At 50.7% G+C, this 18567-nt stretch carries 18 protein-coding genes, 1 pseudogene and 1 other annotated feature; of the genes and pseudogenes, 7 read left to right on the top strand and 12 right to left on the bottom strand.

The window, feature by feature from the left end; all coding sequences use genetic code 11:
• The first annotated feature begins 90 nt into the window (after positions 1 to 90).
• The 3 genes and pseudogenes from paeX (at position 91) to NXT09_RS02755 (ending at position 3266) form a co-directional block, all read left to right on the top strand.
• Positions 91 to 1035 carry a pectin acetylesterase PaeX gene (gene paeX, locus NXT09_RS02765; protein WP_268578770.1) on the top strand — a complete coding sequence of 315 codons (945 nt, stop codon included), beginning with the start codon at positions 91 to 93 and terminating at the stop codon, positions 1033 to 1035.
• A gap of 89 nt (positions 1036 to 1124) precedes the next feature.
• Positions 1125 to 1631, top strand: a pseudogene (locus NXT09_RS02760) (metal-dependent hydrolase); the annotation flags it as partial.
• A gap of 240 nt (positions 1632 to 1871) precedes the next feature.
• On the top strand, positions 1872 to 3266 hold the full coding sequence (locus NXT09_RS02755; RefSeq protein ID WP_039275127.1) for an L-cystine transporter: 1395 nt from the start codon (positions 1872 to 1874) through the stop codon (positions 3264 to 3266).
• Positions 3267 to 3410: 144 nt separating this feature from the next.
• Here the strand turns inward: NXT09_RS02755 and osmE are convergent, their stop codons facing one another.
• On the bottom strand, positions 3411 to 3740 hold the full coding sequence (gene osmE, locus NXT09_RS02750; protein ID WP_010297828.1) for an osmotically-inducible lipoprotein OsmE: 330 nt from the start codon (positions 3738 to 3740) through the stop codon (positions 3411 to 3413).
• Between the two features lie 225 nt (positions 3741 to 3965).
• Here osmE and nadE point away from each other — a divergent pair, with 225 nt between their 5' ends.
• The 4 genes from nadE (at position 3966) to NXT09_RS02730 (ending at position 8176) form a co-directional block, all read left to right on the top strand.
• Positions 3966 to 4790 (top strand): NAD(+) synthase, encoded by an 825-nt coding sequence (nadE, locus tag NXT09_RS02745; protein ID WP_052900546.1) that lies wholly within the window; start codon positions 3966 to 3968, stop codon positions 4788 to 4790.
• Between the two features lie 88 nt (positions 4791 to 4878).
• Complete coding sequence (yddG, locus tag NXT09_RS02740; protein WP_268578758.1) at positions 4879 to 5766, top strand: aromatic amino acid DMT transporter YddG; 888 nt, start codon at positions 4879 to 4881, stop codon at positions 5764 to 5766.
• 131 nt (positions 5767 to 5897) lie between these two features.
• Positions 5898 to 7616, top strand: coding sequence for an ABC transporter ATP-binding protein (locus tag NXT09_RS02735; protein WP_268578756.1), 1719 nt, complete (start codon positions 5898 to 5900; stop codon positions 7614 to 7616).
• A gap of 134 nt (positions 7617 to 7750) precedes the next feature.
• A complete protein-coding gene (locus NXT09_RS02730) occupies positions 7751 to 8176 on the top strand; it encodes a nitrous oxide-stimulated promoter family protein (RefSeq protein ID WP_268578754.1) in 426 nt (141 codons plus the stop codon).
• A gap of 60 nt (positions 8177 to 8236) precedes the next feature.
• On the opposite strand, the gene ihfA is transcribed toward NXT09_RS02730, so the two are convergent.
• From ihfA to kdgR, 11 genes are all read right to left on the bottom strand, one after another.
• Positions 8237 to 8533, bottom strand: coding sequence for an integration host factor subunit alpha (gene ihfA, locus NXT09_RS02725; RefSeq protein ID WP_009112984.1), 297 nt, complete (start codon positions 8531 to 8533; stop codon positions 8237 to 8239).
• Between the two features lie 4 nt (positions 8534 to 8537).
• Entirely contained in the window at positions 8538 to 10925 is a 2388-nt protein-coding gene (pheT, locus tag NXT09_RS02720; protein ID WP_268578749.1) for a phenylalanine--tRNA ligase subunit beta, read from the bottom strand.
• A gap of 14 nt (positions 10926 to 10939) precedes the next feature.
• On the bottom strand, positions 10940 to 11923 hold the full coding sequence (gene pheS, locus NXT09_RS02715; protein WP_014915263.1) for a phenylalanine--tRNA ligase subunit alpha: 984 nt from the start codon (positions 11921 to 11923) through the stop codon (positions 10940 to 10942).
• Positions 11924 to 12031: 108 nt separating this feature from the next.
• Positions 12032 to 12156, bottom strand: a sequence feature (Phe leader region).
• On the bottom strand, positions 12107 to 12151 hold the full coding sequence (gene pheM, locus NXT09_RS02710; protein WP_106120997.1) for a pheST operon leader peptide PheM: 45 nt from the start codon (positions 12149 to 12151) through the stop codon (positions 12107 to 12109). Its footprint overlaps the feature before it by 45 nt.
• An 85-nt stretch (positions 12157 to 12241) precedes the next feature.
• The gene (rplT, locus tag NXT09_RS02705; RefSeq protein ID WP_005968887.1) at positions 12242 to 12598 is read right to left on the bottom strand and encodes a 50S ribosomal protein L20; all 357 of its coding nucleotides are present in this window, start codon (positions 12596 to 12598) and stop codon (positions 12242 to 12244) included.
• 43 nt (positions 12599 to 12641) lie between these two features.
• Positions 12642 to 12839, bottom strand: coding sequence for a 50S ribosomal protein L35 (rpmI, locus tag NXT09_RS02700; RefSeq protein ID WP_010275699.1), 198 nt, complete (start codon positions 12837 to 12839; stop codon positions 12642 to 12644).
• A 95-nt stretch (positions 12840 to 12934) separates the two neighbouring features.
• Complete coding sequence (infC, locus tag NXT09_RS02695; RefSeq protein WP_071822580.1) at positions 12935 to 13477, bottom strand: translation initiation factor IF-3; 543 nt, start codon at positions 13475 to 13477, stop codon at positions 12935 to 12937.
• A 2-nt stretch (positions 13478 to 13479) separates the two neighbouring features.
• The gene (thrS, locus tag NXT09_RS02690; RefSeq protein WP_205550652.1) at positions 13480 to 15408 is read right to left on the bottom strand and encodes a threonine--tRNA ligase; all 1929 of its coding nucleotides are present in this window, start codon (positions 15406 to 15408) and stop codon (positions 13480 to 13482) included.
• A 256-nt stretch (positions 15409 to 15664) separates the two neighbouring features.
• Complete coding sequence (locus NXT09_RS02685; RefSeq protein WP_205550654.1) at positions 15665 to 17065, bottom strand: amino acid permease; 1401 nt, start codon at positions 17063 to 17065, stop codon at positions 15665 to 15667.
• Between the two features lie 127 nt (positions 17066 to 17192).
• On the bottom strand, positions 17193 to 17456 hold the full coding sequence (locus NXT09_RS02680) for a YebO family protein (protein WP_268578734.1): 264 nt from the start codon (positions 17454 to 17456) through the stop codon (positions 17193 to 17195).
• Positions 17457 to 17685: 229 nt separating this feature from the next.
• Positions 17686 to 18477: a DNA-binding transcriptional regulator KdgR gene (kdgR, locus tag NXT09_RS02675; protein WP_039275156.1), complete on the bottom strand. Its 792-nt coding sequence runs from the start codon at positions 18475 to 18477 to the stop codon at positions 17686 to 17688.
• Between the last annotated feature and the right edge of the window lie 90 nt (positions 18478 to 18567).

The following is an 18567-nucleotide window of genomic DNA, read 5'->3' as shown; positions in this document are numbered from 1 at the left end:
TAGTCATTTTTTCTCCGATGTGATGGCTACCCTATTTTTTACCATTGCCCAACGATTTACCCCCTCCTTCCCTTTGTCAGGTGATCTATCATGATTGTTCGTTCTCTGCTTGTCGGGGCCATTATGATGTCTGTAAATGGATTAAGTTACGCCCAACCTGTTTTTCCTGTCTGGCCACACGGCGAAGCGCCAGGTGCCTCTTCGTCAACAGTACAGCCGCAAGTGGTCGAGCGTAGCAAAGACCCCTCTCTTCCCGATCGGGCAGCAACCGGAATTCGCAGTCCCGAAATTACCGTTTATCCAGCAGAAAAGCCCAATGGCATGGCTTTGCTCATTACGCCTGGCGGTTCTTACCAGCGCGTCGTGTTGGATAAGGAAGGCAGCGATCTGGCACCGTTCTTTAATCAACAGGGCTATACCCTTTTCGTGATGACCTATCGCATGCCCGGAGAAGGCCATAAAGAAGGCGCTGACGCCCCGTTAGCCGATGCCCAGCGTGCAATCCGAACCCTGAGAGCCAACGCCGAGAAGTGGCACATTGACCCACAGCGTATCGGTATCATGGGATTCTCCGCCGGTGGTCATGTTGCGGCCAGCCTTGGAACCCGATTTGCACAGTCCGTTTACCCCGCGACGGATGCCATTGACAGCGTAAGCGCACGCCCTGATTTCATGGTACTGATGTACCCCGTTATTTCGATGCAGGCGGATATTGCGCACACAGGTTCGCGCAAACAGTTAATCGGCGAACAGCCAACGGAAGCACAGGTGCTGCGTTATTCCCCAGAGAAACAGGTTACCGCACAGACGCCTCCGACGTTTCTGGTGCATGCCGTTGACGACCCGTCAGTGTCGGTTGATAACAGTCTGGTGATGTTCAGCGCGCTGCGGGAAAAACAGATCCCCGTCGAAATGCATCTCTTTGAGAAAGGTAAGCACGGTTTCGGCCTGCGCGGCACCAAAGGGCTTCCTGCGGCGGCCTGGTCCCAGTTGCTGGACAACTGGCTGCGAGCCTTACCTGTAAGTAACGAATAGTCGAAATAAATCGTTACGCCGTCACCGCTTCCGCAGGCAGAAATAATCTCTTATACTGTATAAAATAACAGTTTTATTTGAGAAGTTTCATGACTGCGGAAGGACACCTGCTGTTTTCTGTTGCCTGCGCGATTCTGGCTAAGAAAGTTGAGCTATCGCCTGCGCTGGCTACCGGAGACTGGTGGCACATTATTCCCGGTGCACTCCTTACCGCGCTGCTGCCCGATATCGATCACCCCAAATCCGTCCTCGGGCAGCGCCTGAAGTGGCTTTCTTCGCCGATTGCTCGCCTTTTTGGCCATCGCGGTTTTACGCACAGCCTCCTTGCCATCGCCGCCGGTATTTTCTTTATTCAGACGCGCCTGCCGCCAGACTGGCCAATTCCGACCGATGCCTACCATGCCATGATCGTCGGTTATCTGAGCCACATTCTTGCGGATATGCTGACGCCTTCTGGCGTTCCCCTGCTCTGGCCCTGTCGCTGGCGTTTCCGCTTGCCGATTTTAAACAGCCAGAAAGGCAATCAGTTGGAACGCTTTCTGTGTCTTGCCTGTATCGTTTTTTCGCTGTATCAGCCACAAAAGAATCTGGATTGCTGCACCTATGAGCAGTCATTTCGCTTTTTACAGTCCGCGCAAACCTACCTCTTTCAATACGTGAAGTAACAGCGTTACCTACCGTCAGACATATCCCTGTAACATGATGGCAAAAGACCTGCTATCCTGTGCGCGTTTGTTATTTTTCATCGCAAAAAATCACGCTACCTCCGCCGATCTCCATTACCGCGCGAGATCGTGGGCAGCGTGACGCGACTCACTGATAGGGAGCAAAGCCGGATGAATTTTCCGCTACTCATAAATATTCTGCTATTTGTCGTATTACTGCTCGGATTAGGTTACGCCAGCCGTAACCCATCATGGAGCCTGGCAAAGAAAGTGTTGCTGGGTTTAGTTGTCGGGGTGCTATTTGGTCTGGCACTGCATCTGATTTATGGTGGCGACAACCCGGTTGTTAAACAGTCCATCTCGTGGTTTAACATCGTAGGTAATGGCTATGTGCAGCTGTTGCAGATGATCGTCATGCCGCTGGTCTTTATCTCCATCCTCAATTCCGTTGCCAAGCTGCATAATGCCTCGTCATTAGGGAAAATCAGCGTGCTGACGCTTTCTACCCTGTTGATCACCACGCTGATTTCCGCGTTGGTCGGCGTTTTTGTGACTAACCTGTTTGGCCTGACGGCAACCGGACTGGTGCAAGGTGCACAAGAAACCGCGCGATTAACGGCGATTGAAAGCAACTATGCCGGTAAGGTCGCTGATCTTAATGTTCCTCAGCTTATCCTGTCATTCATTCCTAAAAACCCGTTTGCTGAGCTGACTGGCGCGAACCCGACGTCGATCATCAGCGTCGTCGTCTTCGCCGCGTTCCTTGGCGTTGCGGCGTTACAACTGCTGAAAGATGACGCGGTCAAAGGAGAACGTGTTTTAACCGCCATTGACACGCTGCAATCCTGGGTGATGAAGCTCGTTCGTCTGGTGATGAAGTTGACCCCCTACGGCGTCATGGCGCTGATGACCAAGATGGTCGCCAGTTCTAACCTGCAAGACATCCTCAAGTTGGGCAGCTTCGTTGTCGCCTCCTATCTGGGACTGGCGATTATGTTCGGCGTCCATGCGTTGATCCTGTCGTTCACAGGCATCAATCCGGCCCGTTTTTACCGCAAAGTCTGGCCGGTCCTGACGTTCGCATTTACCAGCCGTTCCAGCGCGGCGACGATTCCACTCAGCATTGAGGCGCAAACACGCCGCATTGGCGTACCGCAATCTATCGCCAGCTTTGCTGCGTCTTTCGGTACGACAATCGGTCAGAACGGCTGTGCGGGGCTTTACCCAGCGATGCTGGCCGTGATGGTCGCGCCAACGGTCGGCATCAACCCGCTGGATCCTGTCTGGATCGCGACGCTGGTCGGTATCGTCACCATTAGTTCTGCTGGCGTAGCCGGTGTGGGCGGCGGTGCCACCTTTGCCGCGTTAATCGTTCTACCCGCAATGGGTCTGCCGGTGACGCTTGTCGCGCTGCTGATCTCCATTGAACCGCTTATCGACATGGGCCGTACGGCGCTTAACGTCAGCGGATCCATGACGGCTGGTACGGTCACCAGCCAGTTGATGAAGCAGACGGACAAAACGGTTTTCAACGCACAGGATGACGCTGAGTTGACGCACCGCTAAGCCGCATTTGCTGCACAAAAGAAAACGCCGACGGCTGATGCTATCGGCGTTTTTTTATGACGGACCGTTGCTGCACAACGCTGAAAACGGTCCCTATGTTTTTTATGACGCTTTTCTAATAACGATATCGTGCCATCGGGCTAGTTAGCGCTGCGGGTTAGTATCGTAAGCCTGGCAGCTCTGGAAGCCTTTATTGAGAACATGACCCGTCTCGCCGTAGCTAACGAAATAGTTCTGCGCAGTACCATCGCGGTTTTTCAGCAGATAATCGCTACAGGTGCCTTTGGCATTTACCAGACGTTTTTCCACTCCACTACCTGCGAGTTGATGAACCTGCTGCTTCGTCATTCCCACTTTCACATCTTTCACTACGGGCTCATTGACATAGCTTTCTGCCTTGTTATAAGCCGAACATCCCGCCAACATGACAGCACCTGCTGCCGCAATACATACCAGTAATCTGTTATTCTTCATCTCATCACCTCATTATTAATGGGTCACCCTAAGGCTAGTCGGCGGCGACCACTTTTTCAAATAATAACGCAGGGATGTAACATATTGGTCGATAGTCAAAAACGGGTTATCTATAGGGAAAATGACTACCTGACAGCTTGTTCTTTTTCTTCACGGCAATTCGTTTTACACTCAGGCAATCGTAATAATTCTTTTGCAGTATCAATAAGTTCAGGAGGGGATGGCATGTCATTACAAAACGACATTATCACTGCGTTGGGAGTGAAAAGCAGCATCGATCCAGCACAGGAAATCCGTGTTAGCGTTGATTTTTTAAAGAATTATCTGAATGCTCACCCGTTCGTTACGTCGTTAGTTTTGGGCATCAGCGGTGGTCAGGACTCTACGCTGACCGGCAAACTGTGCCAGACGGCTATCACGGAGTTACGCAATGAGACCGGAAATTCTCGCTATCAGTTCATCGCCGTTCGACTGCCTTACGGCGTACAGGCAGATGAAGCCGACTGTCAGGATGCCATCGCGTTTATCCAACCAGACCGCGTATTAACCGTCAACATCAAACCCGCGATTGAAGCCAGTGAAGCCACCTTACGTGCCATTGGCGTAGAGCTTTCCGATTTTGTAAAAGGCAACGAGAAAGCCAGAGAACGCATGAAAGCGCAGTACAGCATCGCGGGCATGAATGCCGGGCTTGTCGTCGGCACCGATCATGCAGCAGAGGCGGTAACGGGCTTTTTCACCAAGTACGGTGATGGCGGTACCGATATCAACCCAATATTCCGGTTGAATAAGCGTCAGGGTAAAGCGCTATTGCGCGAACTGGGTTGCCCTTCTCATCTTTATACCAAAGCCCCTACCGCCGACCTGGAAGAAAACCGTCCTTCTCTCCCCGATGAAGTCGCGCTGGGTGTGACCTATGAAAAGATCGACGACTATCTGGAAGGCAAGCAGATCGAGGCCAACGATGCGGCCATTATCGAAAACTGGTATCGCAAAACTGAACACAAGCGTCGTCCGCCGATTACCGTGTTTGATGATTTCTGGCGGTAACTCATCGCGATGAGCAAACCGGACGCAGATATTGGCGTCTGGTTTGCGCTTAGTTTCTTCTGCACAGACTTCATAACCAGGTATGAATATGACGTCACAGCGCGCTACGCTCACGGGCTTACTGGCGATCGTTTTATGGAGCACATCCGTCGGGCTTATCCGTAGCCTGACAGAAGCGCTCGGCCCCATCGGCGGTGCGGCGATGATTTACTCCACCAGCACGCTATGTCTACTGGCCTTTTATGGTTTTCCCCGCATTAAAACGCTGCCCAGAATCTATTTATTCGCAGGCGGTGCGATGTTTGTCTGCTACGAGATATTTCTGTCGCTGTCCATCGGACTAGCGAGTAGCCGTATGCAGGCGATAGAAATAGGGATGATTAACTATTTGTGGCCCAGTTTGACCGTGTTCTTTTCTCTTTTTATCAATCAGCAGAAAAGCCGTTTCCTGCTCTGGCCCGGCCTTGCGCTCTCACTGGGCGGTATCGTGTGGATTATGAAAGGAGAAAGCGACTGGACACCAGAGCTACTGTGGAACAACATTCTTACTAACCCGCTAGCCTACAGCCTGGCGTTTTCTGCGGCCCTGACCTGGGCGCTCTACTGCAATATCACCAAGCGCTACGCGCAGGGGAAAAGCGGCGTCTCTCTGTTCTTTTTCGTCTCATCCCTCGTGCTATGGATTCAGTATTCCTTCAGTGCCGAAGGGGTGATTTCATTAACCCTACCGAGTTCGCTGCAACTGCTCTTTATGGGCACATCGACCGCATTAGCCTATTCCGTCTGGAATATCGGTATTCAGCATGGCAACCTGACGTTACTGGCAACCGCCTCTTATTTCACGCCCGTGCTTTCCACACTATTGGCCGCGCTCTGGCTCAATATCACGCCCGCTATATCATTCTGGCAAGGCGTCGTCATGGTCACGGCAGGTTCACTGCTCTGTTGGTATGCGACACGGGCACCGACAAGCTGATCTGCTGCCGCACCCTGCTGTTTTCGTCTGGATTTACCCGCTAGCAAAAACCCTAATCTGCTCGCGGTCACATTCTTCACGCTAACCTGTTATAGTCATCCCCACATTTCGTTACCTAAAAATAGTCACACATGTTAAGGCGTTTCTTTTCCTACTATTCCCCTTACAAAGGGTTGTTCGTCCTCGACTTCGGCTGTGCCATTATTGCTGGCCTGCTTGAATTAGGGTTTCCGATGGCGATTAAAGCGTTCATCGACAAACTATTACCCGCTCAGGACTGGTCGCTGATCCTATTAGCATCGGTGGCGCTATTAGCGGTATACCTGCTGAATACCGCGCTGATGGCCATCGTCAACTATTGGGGACATGCGCTGGGCGTGGGTATTGAAACCGATATGCGCCGGCAGGCCTTTGAGCATCTGCAAAATTTGCCGTTCCGTTACTACGACAATATGAAAACCGGCCATATCATCACCCACGTCACCAAAGATTTGGAAGAAGTCGGGGAGATTGCCCACCACGGCCCGGAAGACCTCTTTCTCGCGATCATGACGTTTATTGGTGCATTTATCCTGATGGCAACGGTTCACCTGAATCTGGCGCTGCTGACGATTATTATCGTGCCTTTCATGACGTATCTCGTCAGCCGCTATGGCGCCCGCATGACGGAGACGTGGCGTCAGCTATTTGGTCAGGTTGGCAACTTCAACGCCCGAATTGAAGAGAGCGTTGGCGGTATCCGCGTCGTTAAAGCTTTTGCCAATGAAGCGCATGAGAAGAAACTGTTCTCTAACGATAACGAAAACTACCGCCGTACCAAGTTGCAGGCCTACCGCATCATGACCGCCAGTATGACGCTCAGTTACCTCAGCACGCGCCTGATACAGCTTATCGTGATGCTGGCAGGTATTTGGTACGTGATTCAGGGCGAACTCAGCTACGGTGGTTTTATCGGCTTCCTGTTGCTGATTGAAGTGTTCTTCCGTCCGGTCGCCAAAATTACCTCGGTGTTGGAGAGCTATCCCAAAGGGATTGCGGGATTCAAACGCTTTACTCAGCTGATCGACACCGTTCCCGAGATCGCCGACGCTCCCGATGCGCATGATGCCGGGCCCCTGAAAGGCGATATCCGCTTTAACCAGGTGAGCTTTGGTTATTCCGCCGATCGTCCGATTCTGCGCAATATCGACCTGTCGATTCGCGCAGGGGAAACTGTGGCGTTTGTTGGCCCCTCCGGCGCGGGCAAAACCACTCTCTGCTCCCTGCTTCCCCGCTTCTACGATTTAACCAGCGGTGCCATCACCATTGATGGCATGGATATCCGCCAGATGACGCAGGCATCGCTACGCAGCCAAATCGGCATCGTACAGCAGGACGTTTTCCTGTTCGGCGGCACCATTCGGGAAAACATCGCCTACGGCAAACTTGATGCCAGCGATGACGAAATCATGAAAGCCGCACGACGTGCGCGGTTAGATGAGCTGATTGAGAATCTGCCTGATGGATTGGATACCGTGGTCGGCGAGCGCGGCGTTAAGCTATCGGGTGGGCAAAAACAGCGTTTATCTATCGCACGAATCTTCCTGAAAAACCCGCCTATCCTGATTCTGGACGAAGCGACATCTGCGTTGGATACCGCGACAGAGCAGGCGATACAGCAATCGCTCAGCGAGCTTTCCGCAGGACGTACCACGTTGATCATCGCCCACAGGCTGGCAACCATACAGAACGCGGGACGCATTGTGGTGGTAGATAACGGCAGCATCATTGAGCAAGGCAGCCATCAGGTACTGCTGGAGCAAAGTGGCATCTATGCCGGATTACATCAGGCGCAGTTCGGTCAGGCTTGATACAACCTTCCTCGGCGAGGGTTCTCCTCGCCTTTTTCTCTCTGCTTTCCCACATAGATGTGACTTCAGAGGTTTCCCTTGCAATAAATTGCATTTAAAATACATCATTATGATTTCATCAGGACATGACGCACATGGCGAGAAAACCCCTGGGAAAATACCGACAGCGGGAGATCCGTACCGTCGGATTGATGATCGAGCTGTATGAAAAGTATCATCCTGAAACCGGCGATAACGCGCAGCATAAAGACTTATTCAACTACGCCATCAAGCGTCTGGAACGCTGTCAATTCGGTGAAGATAAACCCGCGTGTAAGCATTGCCCTATCCACTGTTATCAACCCGCCCGACGTGAAGCGATTAAAGCGATTATGCGCTGGTCGGGGCCACGGATGTTGTTGCGTCACCCGATTCTGGCAATACGCCATTTAATTGACGACCATCGACCTGTGCCGGACTATCCGAAAAAAGAGACAGCACCAAAAACGCCAAATGGACGAGCAACGCGTTTAGCCTCGCAGCAGACTGCACCAGTAGATACCGAATCGACGTTGAAATAGGAAAAATGAGGCGAATAAGATAGGAAAAGGCCGCTTGCGCGGCCTTTTTGGGTGACTCTGTTACTCTTTGGGAGAGGCGTTCTCTACCCTGCTTTTTAGCTTTTGCCCCGGACGGAACGTGACCACACGGCGCGCCGTAATCGGAATATCTTCGCCAGTTTTTGGGTTACGTCCCGGACGTTGGTTCTTGTCTCGCAAATCAAAATTGCCAAAACCTGACAACTTGACCTGCTCGCCATTTTCCAAAGCGCGACGAACTTCTTCAAAAAACAGCTCGACTAGCTCTTTGGCATCCCGTTTGCTCAGCCCGAGCTTCTCAAACAGGTATTCTGACATTTCAGCTTTAGTAAGCGCCATAGGTTCAATCCCTCAAGGATGCTTGGAATCGCTGTTTTAATGCTGCTACGCATTCTGCAACGGTAGCGGCAATTTCCTCTTCTGCCAGTGTACGCGTGGTATCTTGCAGGGTCAGACTGATAGCCAGACTCTTATAACCTTCCGCTACGCCCTTCCCTCGGTACACGTCGAATAAGTTTACGCCAACTAACTGATTTGCGCCAACTTTCTTACACTCGGCCAAAATATCGCCCGCAGGGACATTTTCAGCGACCACAACGGCGATATCGCGACGGTTCGCCGGGAAGCGGGAAACCTCATTCGCCTCAGGCAATACGCGGTCTGCAACCTTATCCCACAACAGTTCGAACACCACGGTGCGCCCGTTGAGATCCAACTTGCGCTCCAGTTCTGGGTGAATAACGCCAATAAATCCAATGCGTTCTCCGCACAGATAAATAGCAGCACTTTGTCCTGGATGCAATGCCGGATTATTTTCGGCCTTGAATTCGATTTCAGACAACTTGCCCGTCAATGCCAGCACAGCTTCCAAATCGCCTTTTAAATCATAGAAGTCAACGGCCTGACGCGCCAGATCCCAATGCTCTTCATAACGCGTACCCGTAATCACACCCGCCAACATCAGATCCTGACGAATACCCAGGTCAGCACTGGTGTCCGGTACAAAACGGAGACCGCTTTCAAAGAGGCGCAGGCGGCTTTGTTGACGGTTTTGGTTATACACTGCCGCGCTCAGCAAGCCACTCCACAGCGATAAACGCATCACCGACATCTCTGCGGAAATCGGGCTCGGCAGGCTCAGCGACGCTTCATTAGGGTGGATTAATCCCTGAATTTTCGGGTCAACAAAACTGTAAGTAATTGCTTCCTGGTAACCGTGATCGACTAATAATGTCTTCACACGCTTCAATGACAGTGACGCTTCGCGATGCGAGGTCATAATCAACGGAGCCTGAGTCGGAATATTCGGAATGTTGTTGTAGCCGTAAATACGTGCGACTTCTTCAATCAGATCCTCTTCAATTTCCATATCGAAGCGCCAGCTTGGTGCTGTCGCCTGCCAACCTGCATCGGTTTTCGCGACGTTACAACCCAGGCGTTGCAGAATATCGCTCACCTGCTCATCGGCAATCACATGGCCAATCAGGCGATCCAGTTTCTCACGGCGCAGCGTAATCGTTGCGCGAGCTGGCAAATCTGCCTCGCTGGTCACATCAACGACCGGACCTGCTTCACCACCGCAGATATCGATCAGCAGACGAGTAGCGCGCTCAATGGCTTTGTGTTGCAACGCCGGATCGACGCCACGCTCGTAGCGGTGAGACGCATCGGTGTGCAAACCATGACGACGTGCGCGTCCGGTAATCGACAGCGGATTGAAGTAAGCGCATTCCAGCAAAACGTTTTGCGTTTCGTCATTGACGCCAGAATGCTCGCCGCCAAAGATACCGCCCATCGCCAGCGCACTCTGCTGGTCAGCGATAACCAGCGTATCCGCGTTCAGCTTCGCTTCGTTACCATCCAGCAGCGTCAGCGTTTCGCCTTCTGTCGCCATACGCACGATAATGCCGCCGTTGAGACGATCAAGATCGAACGCATGCATTGGTTGACCGAGTTCCAGCAGAACATAGTTAGTCACGTCAACCACCGGATCGATAGAACGAATACCGCAGCGGCGCAGCTTTTCTCGCATCCACAGTGGCGTTGCCGCCTTAACGTTGATGCCTTTCACCACACGACCTAAGTAACGCGGGCATGCCTGCGGCGCATCGACCTGAATCGGGAAGGTATCCTGAATCGTCGCAGCAACGGGCTCAATCGTCGGTTCATTCAACGCCATCTGATTCAACACGGCCACATCACGCGCCACGCCGATAATGCCGAGGCAATCAGCACGGTTTGGCGTCACGCTGATTTCAATCGCGTTGTCATCCAGCTTCAGGTACTCACGAATATCCGTGCCAATCGGCGCGTCTGCTGGCAGTTCGATGATGCCATCGTGATCGTCAGAAATACCTAACTCGGAAAATGAGCACAGCATGCCTTCAGACGGCTCGCCACGCAGTTTAGCGGCTTTAATTTTGAAATCGCCCGGCAGCACAGCACCGACCGTCGCCACCGCTACTTTCAGGCCCTGACGGCAGTTCGGCGCACCACAGACGATGTCCAGCAGACGCTCGCCGCCGACATTGACTTTCGTCACACGCAGTTTGTCTGCGTTCGGGTGCTGTCCACATTCAACCACTTCACCGACAACCACGCCGTGGAATGCGCCAGCAACCGGCTCAACGCCATCCACTTCCAGCCCTGCCATCGTGATCTGTTCAGATAGCGTTTCACTGTCAACCGCCGGGTTTACCCACTCGCGTAACCAGAGTTCACTGAATTTCATGATGTATACCCGCCTTACTTAAACTGTTTGAGGAAACGCAGATCGTTTTCGAAGAATGCACGCAGATCGGTCACGCCATAGCGCAGCATCGTCAGACGCTCCATGCCCATACCGAACGCGAAGCCGGAATACACTTCTGGGTCGATACCGACATTACGCAGGACATTCGGGTGCACCATACCGCAGCCCAGGACTTCCAGCCATTTGCCGTTTTTACCCATCACATCCACTTCAGCAGACGGTTCGGTAAACGGGAAATAAGACGGACGGAAGCGAACCTGCAAATCTTCCTCAAAGAAATTACGCAGGAAATCATGCAACGTGCCTTTCAGGTTGGTGAAGCTGATGTCTTTATCGACGATCAACCCTTCCATCTGATGGAACATCGGCGTGTGGGTCTGATCGTAATCGTTACGATAAACGCGACCTGGCGCGATGATACGGATAGGCGGTTGCTGCTTTTCCATGGTACGAATCTGAACGCCCGAAGTCTGTGTACGCAGCAGGCGTGTCGCATCAAACCAGAACGTGTCGTGGTCAGCACGCGCAGGGTGGTGCCCTGGAATATTCAGCGCATCAAAGTTGTGATAATCGTCTTCGATTTCTGGCCCGGTTACCACGGAAAAACCCAACTCGCCGAAGAAGGTTTCGATGCGATCGATGGTACGGGTCACCGGATGCAAGCCACCATTTTCAATGGTGCGGCCCGGCAGGGAAACGTCGATGGTTTCTTGCGCCAGACGCGCATTTAACTCAGCGGATTCCAGCATGTGCTTACGGGCATTCAGCGCGTCCTGAACATCTTGCTTAGCCTGGTTAATGACAGCACCAGCCGCAGGGCGCTCTTCAGCCGGCAACTCGCGCAGCGAGGTCATCTGAAGGGTTAAGTGACCTTTTTTGCCCAGATATTCGACACGCACATTTTCCAGTGCGGCAACATCCTGAGCCTCTTCTATAGCTGTTCTGGCTTTGGCAACCAGCTCTGCGAGATGTGGCATTGTGTTCCTCTTTTTCTGCCTATGTGGCCAACGGTCATGATTGAAGAATGTCGTTTTACTCAAAACGATAAATGTTACTAAAAACAAGAGTAAAAACCGATTATTGTAAACAAAAAAGCCTCCCTATGGGGAGGCTTAAGCGCTACTTTTCGTTTCTTTTCTTACGCGCAAAGCCCCCTGAATTCAGGCGCTAAAGTAAAAAAAGAAACGGAAAATAGCAGCGTTCATACTTGCGTTACCTTTGTCTTATCAATAATAAAAACGAAACGTGTAGAACTCGACGAAAAGAGGGAGCCAAAGCTCCCTCTCTCAACTGACTTACGCCAGTGCTGCTTTCGCTTTTTCGACCAGCGCGCTGAACGCTAACTTATCGAATACTGCGATATCAGCCAGAATCTTACGGTCAATTTCAACAGAGGCTTTTTTCAGGCCGTTGATGAATTTGCTGTAAGACAAGCCGTTTTGACGAGCTGCCGCATTGATACGTGCAATCCACAGCTGACGGAATTGACGTTTACGTTGACGACGGTCGCGGTAAGCGTATTGGCCAGCTTTGATTACTGCCTGGAAGGCAACACGATAAACACGCGAACGGGCACCGTAGTAACCTTTCGCTTGTTTCAATATTTTCTTGTGACGTGCACGGGCAACTACACCACGTTTTACGCGAGCCATATGCTCTCTCCTAAAGTCTTATTCTGAATTAAAAAAAGGTTACTTATGCGTACGGCAGACATGCGATAACAAGACCCAGATCCCCTTTGGAGACCAGACCTTTTGGACGCAGGTGACGTTTACGCTTAGTTGACTTTTTGGTCAGAATATGACGCAGGTTAGCATGCTTACGCTTAAAACCACCGCTTGCGGTTTTTTTAAAGCGTTTAGCGGCGCCACGTACTGTTTTAATCTTTGGCATTGTTATTTCCACTTCGCATTGTTAATAAAACGAATCAGATAAGGCGAACAAAGCCGTACAACACAGAGGTTGTACGGTCTTGCTACTTGAATGCCTTACTGTTTCTTCTTCGGTGCTAGCACCATGATCATCTGACGGCCTTCGATCTTCGATGGGAAGGATTCGACAACTGCCAGTTCACTCAGATCGTCACGAACGCGGTTAAGCACTTCGATACCAATCTGTTGGTGCGCCATTTCACGACCGCGGAAACGCAGTGTGATTTTGGCTTTGTCACCATCTTCAAGAAAGCGAATCAGGTTGCGTAGTTTGACCTGATAGTCGCCATCATCAGTACCAGGTCGGAATTTGATTTCCTTGACCTGAATAACTTTTTGTTTTTTCTTCTGTTCCTTTGTGGCCTTACTCTTCTCATAAAGGAACTTGCCGTAATCCATAATTCGGCAAACCGGCGGCTCGGCGTTCGGACTGATTTCAACTAAATCAACACCTGCTTCTTCGGCTTTTTCTAATGCTTCATTTAGACTTACGATGCCCAGCTGTTCGCCTTCGACGCCTGATAGGCGTACCTCATGTGCGCGAATCTCTCTGTTGATGCGATTAGGACGCGCCGGTTGAACTCGTTTTCCGCCTTTAATACCTATACCTCCAATTGATGAAGACTACGGCTGCGAATCTCTTGCTGCAGCTTACTGATGACTTCACTGACATCCATGCTCCCAAGGTCTTTACCACGACGAGTACGGACAGCAACTTTTCCTGCCTCGACCTCTTTGTCGCCACAAACCAGCATATAGGGAACCCGGCGTAAAGTGTGTTCGCGGATTTTAAAGCCTATCTTCTCATTTCTCAAGTCTGCTTTTACACGAATGCCCGCTTCTTGCAGTTTTCGGGTCAATTCGTTGACATAATCAGACTGGCTATCAGTGATATTTATAATCACCGCTTGAACCGGGGCTAACCAGGTCGGGAAGAAACCGGCGAATTCTTCGGTCAGAATACCGATGAAACGCTCCATTGATCCCAAAATAGCCCGGTGAATCATAACCGGAACCTGACGCTCGTTGCTTTCGCCAACGTAAGACGCGTTCAGACGGCCCGGTAATGAAAAGTCGAGTTGCACCGTACCACACTGCCACGCACGATCCAAACAGTCATGCAGGGTAAATTCAATTTTTGGGCCGTAGAACGCCCCTTCACCCGGCTGATAGGCGAATTCGATGTTATTTTCAGTCAACGCGGCCGCCAAATCGGCTTCAGCGCGATCCCACATCTCATCGCTACCAATACGTTTTTCAGGACGCGTAGACAGTTTCACCACGATTTTTTCAAAACCGAAGGTGCTGTACATGTCATACACCATCTTGATGCAGCTATTCACTTCATCACGAACCTGCTCTTCCGTACAGAAGATGTGCGCATCGTCTTGAGTAAAGCCGCGCACACGCATTAAGCCATGCAGAGAACCTGACGGTTCATTACGGTGACAGCTACCGAACTCCGCCATACGCAGCGGCAGATCGCGGTATGATTTCAATCCCTGATTGAAAATCTGTACGTGGCCTGGGCAGTTCATTGGCTTGATGCAGTATTCACGGTTTTCTGATGACGTCGTGAACATCGCTTCTTTGTAGTTTTCCCAGTGACCGGTTTTTTCCCACATCACGCGATCCATCATGAATGGACCTTTTACTTCCTGATACTGGTACGACTTCAGCTTCATGCGCACAAACGCTTCCAGCTCGCGGAAGATCGTCCAGCCGTCGTTGTGCCAGAACACCATACCTGGCGCTTCTTCCTGCATATGGTACAGGTCAAGCTGTTTGCCGATCTTGCGGTGGTCGCGCTTAGACGCTTCTTCAAGGCGTTGCAAATAAGAAGCTAGTTGCTTTTTATCTGCCCATGCGGTGCCGTAGATGCGTTGCAGCATTTTGTTTTTGCTGTCGCCACGCCAGTAAGCACCAGACGTTTTCTGCAATTTGAAATGGTGGCAGAAACGCATATTCGGTACGTGCGGACCACGGCACATATCGATGTATTCTTCATGGTGATACAGACCTGGACGATCATCACGACTGATGTTCTCATCCAGAATCGCCATTTTGTAGGTCTCACCGCGTGCAGCGAACGCATCGCGCGCTTCTTGCCAACTGACTTTTTTCTTAATGACGTCATAGTCAGTGTCAGCAAGCTCATGCATGCGCTTTTCGAGCAGCTCAATGTCTTCCTGAGTCAGGGTACGGTCGATATCAACGTCATAGTAAAAACCGTTATCGATAACGGGACCAATCGCCATTTGGGTATCTGGCCACAGTTGCTTAATCGCATGGCCTAATAGGTGCGCACAGGAGTGGCGAATAATTTCCAGACCGGCTTCATCTTTAGCGGTGATGATGGCTAACTGCGCATCGGTATCGATCTTATCGCTGGCATCAACCAGCTCGCCATTGACACGTCCTGCGATACAGGCTTTTGCCAGACCGGGACCAATATCAAGTGCAACATCGAGGGGAGAAACGGCGTGGTCGTAATGACGCTGACTTCCATCAGGAAGGGTGATAACTGGCATTATAATTCCCTTATTTACAGTGGTGAGCCACACGAAAGCTCACATGCAAAAAATCATATATCAATTGAAAATCAAAAGTGTTAGCCATGCTATTTCTCTTTACTCTGTGAAATATATACACATGATGCGAACTCTAGAGGCGCGCATTAGCGTGACATGGATAACGTCGAGGCAATAATACACCTTATAACTTGCGTGTTAAAGCCGGATGGTGGCTTGTTCATCTTTGCATCGTGATGAACAAGCCACGGGGTGTTTACTGTGTCTGCACCGACTTCATCGCTGCATTATTTTTGCGGGAGAGTCGGAAGCCAAGCCAAATAATGGCAATCCAGAACGGAATTAAGATGACCGAAATGCGAATCCCCGGAGACAGCAGCATAATCACCAGAATCCCCGCAAGAAACGCCAGACACAGGTAGTTACCCCACGGATACCAGAAGGCTTTAAACGCAGGAACAATGCCCTTCTCTATCATCGCCTGACGAAAGCGCAGGTGCGCAAAGCAGATCATGATCCAGTTAATCACCAGCGTCGACACCACCAGCGCCATCAACAGCTCAAAGGCTTTGCCTGGCATGAGATAGTTGATCGCTACGCCGAACGATGTCGCTAATGCTGACAGCACGATAGAACGAACGGGGACACCTCGCGCATTGACCTTCGCAAGAGATTTCGGCGCATTTCCCTGTTTTGCCAAACCGTACAGCATTCGACTATTGCAATACACACCGCTGTTATAAACCGATAACGCTGCCGTGAGTACCACGATGTTAAGTACGTTTGCCACAATATTGCTATTCAGCGCCTGGAAAATCAGGACAAACGGACTCCCACCATCGACGACATTTCCCCACGGATAAAGCGATAACAAAATAGACAGCGCACCGATATAGAAAATCAGAATGCGATAGACCACCTGATTCGTCGCCTGCGGAATAGAACGCTTCGGATCGGCCGCTTCGGCAGCAGTGATACCCACCAATTCCAGACCGCCGAATGAAAACATGATCACCGCCATCGCCATGATCAACCCGCTTGCGCCATTCGGCATGAATCCGCCATGGATCCATAAGTTACGCACCGTTGCCGTTTCGCCGCCATTGCCACTTAGCAGCAACCAACTACCGAAGACAATCATCCCAACGATGGCAAGCACTTTGATCAGGGCGAACCAGAATTCTGTTTCCCCAAACATCCGCACATTAACCAGATTGATAAGGTTGATCAGCACGAAGAATATTGCCGCGGACAGCCAGGTTGGCGTTTCAGGCCACCAGTATTGAATATAAATCCCCACGGCCGTCAGTTCAGCCATCCCTACCAGAATAAACATCGCCCAGTAGTTCCAGCCAGCCAGAAAGCCCGCAAAGTCGCCCCAGTATTTATAGGCAAAATGGCTAAACGAACCCGCTACCGGCTCCTCCACCACCATCTCACCCAACTGCCGCATAATCAGAAACGCAATCATTCCGGCAATCGCATAGCCCAATAAAACGGACGGGCCTGCCATTTGGATAGTCTGCGATATCCCTAAAAACAATCCGGTACCAATTGCGCCACCCAGCGCAATCAGTTGAATATGTCGATTCTTTAACCCTCGTTTTAGAACCAATTCCTGTTGATCGTTTGCTATGTTGTTTTGAGCATTTGCCATGTTGTTTTTGTGCTTCCTGTAAAGCCTTCTTCATTTTATAACAATGCCTGCTTACGCCATCAGCATGAAGGATGACGTAAGCAGGCAAAGGGATAGGTGTTTTACGCGTTACACAGTGATTGAGCCATTAACGTTCCGGGATGACACTTTTAAACGTTAACTCCACATCATCACGATCGCGCTCAGCGGCAAGCGCCTTAGGCTCACTTTTCTCTGCATTCTGGGGCAGCAATTTTTTCAATAACGCTAACTGCTGGCGTTGCTGCTCTACGATTTCCTGCAGCAATTTCACTTGCTCATTCGCTCTGACACTCGCCCGATTAACAAAAAACCAGACCAGCGCGGCCAGCAGCACAATCAGCAAGACAAAAACCACTTCTAATATGTTCACAACGACTCCACTTATAACCACTTATGACAGGTACCTGTGGGCTATCTTACCACCGTGGCATAGCCAAGTTCGATACCCAACCCTAATCCGTTACTCACACCGTGTTGATGCGCATCGCTATCGTATTGGTACAAAAATAAAAAACGTGGGGAACGTTTTTCAACGTCGCTTGTGGCACGCAATAAAAAAGCCTGTCGGCAAGGACAGGCTCAGGCATTGATAGGGAATATCAGAAAGGGTAATCGTGGTAGCCCATTTGCTCAGAGATATTTCTGGCTGCGGTGTGCAGCATAGCGACATATTCGTGTTTGTTTTCTTCTGAAAAACGAATCGTTGGGAAAGAAATACTGAGGCCCGCAATCACCACGCCAAAGCGATCGAATACTGGCACAGCGATACAACGCAGCCCTTCTTCTTGCTCTTCGTTGTCTTCTCCGTAGCCTTGCTCACGCACGACATCCAATTGGTTGAGAAGCGCTTCAGCAGAGCACAGCGTGTGTGGCGTACTGCGAGTGAATTCGACGGTCGACAGAACCTCTTCCACTTCGCTGCGATCGCGCCATGCCAACAGCACTTTACCAATTGCGGTACTGTGCAGCGGATTGCGGCGGCCAATGCGTGAATACATACGCAGGTTATACATCGAATCAATCTTGTGGATATAAACGATGCCGTCTTCATCCAACGCGCCAAGGTGGATCGTTTCCCGCGTTAGTGCAGACAACTCACGCATCTGTATATCCGCACTGCGGATTAAATCTACGTTCTGCAATGCTTTTGCCCCAAGTTCAAACAACTTGAGCGTCAGCGAATATTTCTCTGATTCACCTTCCTGCGCAACATAGCCCAGGGATTTCATCGTCTGCAAGAAGCGGTAAACGGTACTCTTGGACATCATGACTCGCTGAGAAAGCTCGGTAATACCAATTTCTCTCTCTTCACCTAATGCCTGTAAAATACCAAAAACCTTTAAAACGGACGACACGGAATCGGGTTGTTTATCTAAATCTGCACTAGCCATTTTTGTGGTTACCCTACTCAGGTTTTTTGTTTTAAAAAAAATAGAACAATGGTTTTAGTATAAAGGGAACGCTTTGATTATGGCAATGGA

Origin of the sequence: Pectobacterium jejuense (assembly GCF_026800125.1) — a bacterium.
Classification (GTDB): Bacteria; Pseudomonadota; Gammaproteobacteria; order Enterobacterales; family Enterobacteriaceae; genus Pectobacterium; species Pectobacterium jejuense.
Note: the sequence above shows the minus strand (reverse complement) of the source record. Positions and strands in the feature narration are given on the sequence as shown.